This window comes from Pontibacter rugosus, assembly GCF_042678745.1.
In the GTDB taxonomy this organism is placed as follows: Bacteria; Bacteroidota; Bacteroidia; order Cytophagales; family Hymenobacteraceae; genus Pontibacter; species Pontibacter rugosus.
This window is the reverse complement of record NZ_JBHTLD010000428.1, coordinates 1-1,210: the sequence shown is the minus strand read 5'-3', so window position 1 is coordinate 1,210 and position 1,210 is coordinate 1. Positions and strand designations below refer to the sequence as shown.

The following is a 1,210-nucleotide window of genomic DNA, read 5'->3' as shown; positions in this document are numbered from 1 at the left end:
ATATTCTTCAACTTTACTTTGATTCCTCTCTATAGATTGTAACTCACGTCTAAGAGTATTTAACTTTGAAGTATTTACTTCTCTATTTCCTTGCTCGTTTAGTTTAAATAATTTCCCTGCAACTGGTGTTGTACCATTATACCTTCCGAATGTAATTTTATTTCCCACTGTATTATTCTCAAACCATTCTCTTACAGGGTCTGAGTCAAGCGCAATTCGCAGACGGGTCATTTGATCTTCAACAAGAGCATTCATAGGATATAATATCATAGCTCTCATTGCCTGAGGACGTGTTTCATGCCCCCTCTGTTGTACTCCCTTGGCAAGAGTAAAGTCATTCTCAGCATCTACAATTTCCCGCATACTCAAATTGCCATTCCACCAGTTATCTACATTTTGGCTTATTACATCTGGTTGGCTCCAAGTAGAAAGTTCTTTAGATAATTGCGCAAACAGGGGCAGCAAAAATGATTCAGTTTTTCCTGAACCAGTTCCTGAAGTGATAATACAGTTCTTACCTGATAATGCCTGCTTAAGCATTTGGGATTGGTGAGAATGTAGTTCATAACCCTTTACTAAACCTCGGCTTACGAGACCTTTAAACGTCTTAGCATGCACTTCATTTAACCCTGGCAAATCATTAGCAGTTAAACTATCAATAGTCTTACCACTAGATAGGTATTCAGGCAAAGGTTCAATCCAAGGCTGTCGGAAGAGTACCTTGTCTTCATTTAATAACACTTCACGTTCAGATTCTACGCTATCAAATTTCGTTTTGAAGGCAGTCTTAACATAACGTATGAAGTTATCTTTGATAGCTTCGAATGATCCAACCGGGTCTTTCATAATTCTATTATAGTTTCATGCAGTTTTTGCCCAACCTTCATAAAATAATTATACCCAAAAAATGTTGGGATATTTTCATAAACATTATACCAGGCTTTAATACCTTCTATCTCAAGTTGTTTGCGTTTAGGTGCCTTCCCACTAAATAGAGTCATAGCCTCAGATATTAGTCTTGGTAATGGTAAAGCTGCTGGAATCGCAACAACATTTTTATCTCTATCATTAAAAATGACATTCTTTTTATGATGTGCAAGTATTGAATACCTACCCCAGTTCTTATCTATAGTATAGGGTACACCATCTTTCCAAAGTTTATGCTTGAAACTATATTCTGTAAGACGATATTCAATTAATGAATATGTTC

At 36.3% G+C, this 1,210-nt stretch carries 2 protein-coding genes; both read right to left on the bottom strand.

All coding sequences use genetic code 11. The features are described from left to right. Nucleotides 1-846 (bottom strand): DEAD/DEAH box helicase (locus ACFQ2O_RS21715; RefSeq protein ID WP_377533017.1); only part of this gene is annotated, 846 nt, incomplete at its 3' end. Next, on the bottom strand, nucleotides 843-1,210 hold a 368-nt coding region (locus ACFQ2O_RS21710; RefSeq protein ID WP_377533015.1), incomplete at its 5' end, for a hypothetical protein. The genes ACFQ2O_RS21715 and ACFQ2O_RS21710, both read right to left, overlap by 4 nt.